The 6000-nt window shown below is 58.7% G+C and carries 7 protein-coding genes; 4 read left to right on the forward strand and 3 right to left on the reverse strand.

Translation table 11 applies throughout. The features are described from left to right. Positions 1 to 12: 12 nt before the first annotated feature. From JMF94_RS02785 to JMF94_RS02795, 3 genes are all read right to left on the reverse strand, one after another. The gene (locus JMF94_RS02785) at positions 13 to 150 is read right to left on the reverse strand and encodes a rubredoxin (RefSeq protein ID WP_022657703.1); all 138 of its coding nucleotides are present in this window, start codon (positions 148 to 150) and stop codon (positions 13 to 15) included. 80 nt (positions 151 to 230) lie between these two features. Further along, complete coding sequence (locus JMF94_RS02790) at positions 231 to 611, reverse strand: desulfoferrodoxin (RefSeq protein ID WP_022657704.1); 381 nt, start codon at positions 609 to 611, stop codon at positions 231 to 233. A 223-nt stretch (positions 612 to 834) separates the two neighbouring features. Continuing rightward, positions 835 to 2310 (reverse strand): phosphodiester glycosidase family protein, encoded by a 1476-nt coding sequence (locus JMF94_RS02795; RefSeq protein WP_240823662.1) that lies wholly within the window; start codon positions 2308 to 2310, stop codon positions 835 to 837. A 172-nt stretch (positions 2311 to 2482) separates the two neighbouring features. Here JMF94_RS02795 and JMF94_RS02800 point away from each other — a divergent pair, with 172 nt between their 5' ends. From JMF94_RS02800 to flgM, 4 genes are all read left to right on the forward strand, one after another. Then, on the forward strand, positions 2483 to 3355 hold the full coding sequence (locus tag JMF94_RS02800) for a methylenetetrahydrofolate reductase (RefSeq protein WP_240823663.1): 873 nt from the start codon (positions 2483 to 2485) through the stop codon (positions 3353 to 3355). Positions 3356 to 3482: 127 nt separating this feature from the next. Next, complete coding sequence (locus tag JMF94_RS02805; RefSeq protein ID WP_240823664.1) at positions 3483 to 4862, forward strand: MFS transporter; 1380 nt, start codon at positions 3483 to 3485, stop codon at positions 4860 to 4862. Positions 4863 to 5019: 157 nt separating this feature from the next. Beyond that, complete coding sequence (locus JMF94_RS02810) at positions 5020 to 5454, forward strand: DVU0524 family FlgM-associated protein (protein ID WP_240823665.1); 435 nt, start codon at positions 5020 to 5022, stop codon at positions 5452 to 5454. Positions 5455 to 5486: 32 nt separating this feature from the next. Further along, the gene (gene flgM, locus JMF94_RS02815) at positions 5487 to 5801 is read left to right on the forward strand and encodes a flagellar biosynthesis anti-sigma factor FlgM (RefSeq protein ID WP_240823666.1); all 315 of its coding nucleotides are present in this window, start codon (positions 5487 to 5489) and stop codon (positions 5799 to 5801) included. The last annotated feature ends 199 nt before the right edge of the window (positions 5802 to 6000 follow it).

The following is a 6000-nucleotide window of genomic DNA, read 5'->3' on the forward strand; positions in this document are numbered from 1 at the left end:
GAAAGAAAAAAATTAGGCAGGGGTGAACTGGTCTTTACCCACGCCGCAAACGGGGCAGGTCCAGTCATCGGGCAGATCTTCAAAAGGCACGTTGTCGTTTTCAGCGGGGTCGTATTCGTAGCCGCAAACGCCGCAAACATACTTTTGCATGGCATGTCTCCTGAATATATAATTGTGGCTTGATGCCGTTGTAATAAATGGGAACCGCGTGGTTCCTGCATCAGAAAAAACTAGTTTTCCGCCTTCCAGTGACCGTGCAGATTGCAGTATTCGCGGGCGGTAACCTTGGCAGCGTCAATGGCAAAGAATGCTTCGGGCGCATCGCCGGGCTTCAGGAACTTGGTGTAGCTCCTGCCGTCGGCCAGCAGCTCGATCCATTCAATGTAGTGCTTTTCTTCCATGGGGTGGGCAACGCTGCCGACCTTGACCATGTAGCCGCCATCAACTTTTTCGATAACAGGCACGTGCTTTTCGAGCGCGCCGTCGGTTGCGCCTTCGACCATCAGCTTCATGGGATCGCCACAGCAGACGATGTCTGCGCCGCCGCCGTGGAGAACTTCAACGATATTGCCGCAGTGGGTACACTTATACACTTCGAGTTGCGTGGGCATGAGTCCCTCACTTGTTTTGACAGGTTAGCTTGGGTGGAGGCTGCTGAGCATGCCGCAATCAGCGCGTTCAGCCCCTTACCAAGAAATATTGTGAAAGAAGTGGCCCCCGATGTAAAGTCTTTTTTTTAGCATTGATAATTATTATCATCAAGATAACTAGGGGGAGTAGTTCGGGAGAAGCGCATGAAAAGCCGATTTTCTGGAGTCTGAGCTGGGAGAAAACCTACTTGTTCTGCCCCTTGGACAAGCTTGCTCCTTCCGGGCTGGATGCCGGAGGGGCAAGGGACGTACCCGGTTCTGTGAGCGGGGCATTCGGGGGAGCCGACTCCGCCGGGGAAACCTTGGGCGCTTCAGGCGCGGCAGGGGGGCTTGTTGCTGCACCCTGGGCTTGCTCCGGTTGCGTTGCGTTTGCCGGAGCGGCTTCGGCATCAGAGGCTGCTGCTGGCTTGGTGGGTGCAGCCACGCTGGGGGCTGTGCCTGAAGGAGCTTGCCCGGAGAGGTTGGTTTGTGCCGGTTGCGCAGGCGTGTCTGTTGCGGGCTGGGCTTGCCCCTCATTTGTTGTGGGGGTGGGCGCAGAGGCTGGCGGCGCTTGTGTTTCCACCGGTGCAGCGGGCCTTGTGTCCATGCCGCCGGGAGTGCCGGCAGCGTTGCCACCGGAATCTCCTTCAGCATTTTTGCGGCGCGCGCCGAGCACATTGGGCAGCACGGCCCGCAGATCGCCAGTTACCAGCAAGCCGCTGGGACTCAGGCCCACAAGTTCGCGGGTCAGCGCTGCGGATCGAACCAGCAGACCAGCCTGGCCCCCGCCTTCCACATACATAACGGTGCGCACGTTGAGGGGCAGGTGCAGGACCTGCTGCGCAAAGGAATAGGCTTCCACGGGCTGGCGGCAGTGCATGAAGAGAATCTGCCCGTCGCCGTCCTGCGCCACTGCGGAAATGGAGTAGTGCGGGCCGCCGGGCGACCAGAGGATGCGCCTGTCGGCATTGATCATGCGGTAGTTTTGAATCACAAGATCATAATGATCCATCTGCTGCCGCCACAGCGGGCTATCGCGGTCAAGGATGGCTGCTTTGGGCAGGGTGGGTTCGTCCGGCCCGGCCACAAAAAAAGCGCCAAAACGCTGTACCACGCGCCCGTTGTTCACATGCGAACCCTGGCGCATGTAGCCTGTGCTGGTGGAAGCATCGGGCAGGTACATGCTGGCATTGATGGCCGCAACAAGGTTGTACTGTTCGCCCCACTGGTTCAGCTGGCGGGAGGGGCCGCCATCCTGAGAGCGGGAGCAGAGCGTAAAGTCAAATGCGGCAGGGTCGATACGCAGGACAGTGAGGCGGGCATCGCCTTCATTGAGCTGAAATTCACCAAACAGAAGGCCCGGTTCAAGCTCCCGCCAGTCGGCTCGGCCCTGATCGTCCACGCCGCCTTTGGCTGCTGCGTCAGCGGGCTGCATGGCGTGGGGGTCAGCGGCAAGCAACGCCGGGGCGGCAGGCAGCACAGGCGCGTAACCCTCGGCGGGCAATACCGCTCCTGGGGGCTGATTGCCCTGCTGGTCTGGCGCGGCAAGGCCGGGCCGGGGCATGGCTACAGTGCAACAGACAATCAGGGCAGCCAGCCAAGTGGACGGCAGACTGCGGATTACCCGACATGCGGGCCGGATTGCGTCCGTTGCTATAAAGAAAAACTGCCGGGTATTCATGTCTTGCCGTCTATTTTTATTGTCCGTAACCTGCATTACGACCGCTTTTGCCATTTGGCAAGGTGCGATGGCACATTTTTATTGACATATCAATTTATCTTGATATAAACATAAACAATCACGCCGCAGTAATTTAGTGGGCTGCGGGCATATCGCGCCAAGGAGTCTTTCCATGCATATCGGCAAAATGATCCGGGAACTTTCGGCCCCTTTTTACTCTTTGGAGTTTTTTCCTCCTTCTGACACGGCCCAGTTGCCTGATTTTTATGCCACGGTGGATCGCCTGCGCGCGCTCAACCCCCTGTTTGCGTCAGTAACCTACGGTGCCGGAGGTGCGCGTCAGCAGAATACCCTTGCCGTTACGGCAGAGCTGGCGCGGCGGGACATTACTGCCATGGCGCATCTCACATGCGTGGGCGCGGAGCCTCAATCCATCGCCGCATTTTTGCATGACTTGCAGGCTTCCGGCGTCAACAATGTGCTGGCCCTGCGCGGCGACGCGCCCGCAGACAAACCGTGGGACTGGAACAAAGCCCACTTTCGCCATGCCTCTGATCTGGTGGCCTTTGCCCGCGAGCAGCAGCCCGGCCTGGGCATAGGCGTAGCTGCCTATCCCGCCCCGCATCCCGAATCGCCCACCTTTGCGGAAGACAGGCGGTGCACGGCTGAAAAAATGCGCGCCGGGGCGGATTTTGCCCTGACCCAGTTATTTTTTGACGCCCGCGAGTATGAAGATCTGGTAAGCCATTTGCGCGGGCAGGGCATTACCACGCCGGTCATCCCCGGTATCCTGCCCATTCAGAGCTTTGACTCGCTGCGGCGGGTGCTCTCGCTATGCGGGGCCAATATTCCGGGCAAGCTCTACCTTGCCCTTGAGAAGGCCAATAATGATGGAGGTGCGGAAGCCGTGCGGCAAGTGGGCCTTGATTACGCGGTGCGGCAGATACGCAGTCTGCTTGATGCCGGCGCACCGGGCATCCACCTGTATACCTTGAACAAGGCTGATATGTGCCTGCGGCTGGCTGAAGCCGTTGGTACGCTTTAGACCTGTTGCCTTTGAAGGTGTGCGTTTTCAAGGGGTCAGGGCGTTCGCTCTGGCCCTGAAAAGCTCAAATTGACCATGCATGCGGGGCGTATTGACCACCCCGCGTGCTCAAGGCTACTCTGCCGACATGAGTTCATCCATCGAAAAAGGACACGGCTGGCTGCTTGTGGCCGTGTGTACCTCCCTGTTTTTTATGCCGTTCATGATGGCCGGAGTGAACGCTGTGCTGCCGCCGCTGGGGCAAAGCCTCCATGCCAGCGCGCGCGAACTGGGCCTCATGGGGGCCTTTTATTCTATGGGCCTGGCTGTGTTTCAGCTTGCCAGCGGCAGCATGGGCGACATCTGGGGGTATCGGCGCATATTCTTGTGGGGCATCGCCCTGTTTGCCCTTGCCGGAGCCTTGCTGGGTTTTGTCAATTCTGTGCCGCTGTTTCTGCTGCTGCGTTTTGTGCAGGGGGTGGGGGGGGCCATGTTCAACGCCTGCGGTCTGGCCCTGCTGGCCTCGGCGGCTCCTGAGGGGCGCCGCGCCTCCTATCTTGGCTACAGCGGATCATCAGTGTACGCGGGCATTGCCTGCGGGCCGCCTGTTGCGGGCTTTGTGGCCGGGTGGCTTGGCTGGCAATGGTTGTTCTGGGGCAGCGCTCTGGCGTCCGTGGGTGTGCTGCTGCTGATGAAATATCGCGTCAAGCTTGAATGGCGCATGGCCAAGGGCAAGCCCTTTGACTGGAAGGGGTGCTGCATCTATGCGGGAGCCATGACGGCCCTGACTTTTGGCTCGTCCGAGCTGGCCGATGCTCCGGCTCTGGCTGGCGGCCTGCTGGTGGCCTTTGTGGGGCTGATGGCTGCTTTCTGCGTCAAGGAGCTGCGGAGCGACTATCCCCTGCTTGATCTGCGGCTGCTTGCCCGCAACAGGGTCTTTGCCCTGTCTTCACTGGCCGCGTTCATCAACTATAGTTCTTTTTTCGGCATCGTGTTTTTTTTCAGTCTGTACCTCCAGTTCGGGCGCGGTATGACCGTGCAGCAGGCCGGGCTCTTTCTTGCGCTCCAGTCTGTAATGCAGGTCATGACCACCCCTGTTGCCGCGCGGTTGTGCGGCAGGTTTGAACCGGGCAAGGTCAGCGCGGCGGGCATTGCCCTGTGCGGGCTGGGCCTTGTTGTGTGCGGGCTTTTGCGGGTGGATTCGCCCATGTACGTGCTGGTTCTGGCCCAATGCCTGCTCGGCGTTGGCATAAGTTTGTTTGCGCTGCCCAATACCACCATTATTCTTGAGAGCGCAGGACGCGACCGGGTGGGGCAGGCCGCAGGGCTCACGGGCGCTGTGCGTACAGGCGGCCAGCTCTTCAATATGACGCTCATAACGCTGACCCTTGGGCTTTTTCTTGGCAGCGAGCCAGCTGGCACGCATAATATTGAGGCCTTTATGGGAGCCATGCGCGTTGACCTGATAATCTTTGGCGTGCTCAACCTCTTGGCTGTGGGCTGCGCATTGGCCCGCAACCGCCGTTGATCGCCATTTATATCGCCCGTTGATTGTCTGTACCCTTGCGGACAGCCATGCCGCGCCTTTTGCAAAAAATGCATCAGGGCCGCAGAGAAAAATGCCTCGGGGCAAATCTAAAGTTTTTATCGGTTCTGCCGAAAAAGGTTGAAGGACGGATAACGCCATGGCCGACGCAACCTCCGCGCAACTGCGCATGATGCTACAGGGGTATGAACAGCAGCTGCTGGCAGCCCGGCGTCTTGCAAGGCTCAGAATGCGGCGCAGAGTTGCCGAAGGCGATGACCCCAGCGACCCTGATCCTTCTGTCAGCCGCCACATGATGGTTGAGACGGTCGCCCGCGAACTCTACGAAACCCTGCTCTATACCGGAAGCGACAATCCTGTGGTGGAGGAAATCCGCCAGGAACTTGGCCGTGAGGTGGGGCAGGAAGTGCAGTTTACCTATCCGCCAGGCGGCAGACTGCGTATAGTGGGGCAAGGGCCGGAAGGCCTGGAACCCTTATCGGATGAAAAACTGCGTGCGACCCGTAACGCCCTGTGGCGCGTCACACGAAAAAAAGTTGACGAAAGCATGCTTGACGAACCGCCTGCCATTTAGGTCGGCAGCAGGTTGAGCAAGCGGAGAGAACTATGGAAATTCAGGGAAAGATCAATACGCTTCTTGATCCCTACAGCAACACGGCCAACCTTGAAAAGAGCGGCGAGGCCAGACTTAAGGGTAGAGCCAGCGCCACACCTCCTGAAGGCTCGCAAGGGGATACCGTCAGTGTATCGCAGGATGCTCTGCTGCTGACGGAAGCACGGCGCACAGCCCAGAATACGCCCGATGTGCGCGCCGAAAAGGTGGAAGCATTGCGTATTCAGGTCTCCAACGGCACCTACAAGCCTGACAGCAAGCTTATTGCCGCCAATCTTGTGCGTGAGGAGCCGGGTCTGTTCAGGTAGGCACGCCATGACGCGGATTTTTGAATCGGCGCAGAGCAGACAGGTATTTTCAATGTTGACCTGCTTGGGCGGCAGTCGCAAGTAATCGCCCAATAAATACTTGAAAAGAGCGGTCAGGGAGCAGAATCCCTGGCCGCTCTTTTTTTGTATGTAGAAAACTCCCCGCTAAGCGGGGAGTTCCAAAAAGGCGAAGCCTATC

Source organism: Desulfovibrio sp. UIB00 (genome assembly GCF_022508225.1).
Taxonomy (GTDB): Bacteria; Desulfobacterota; Desulfovibrionia; order Desulfovibrionales; family Desulfovibrionaceae; genus Desulfovibrio.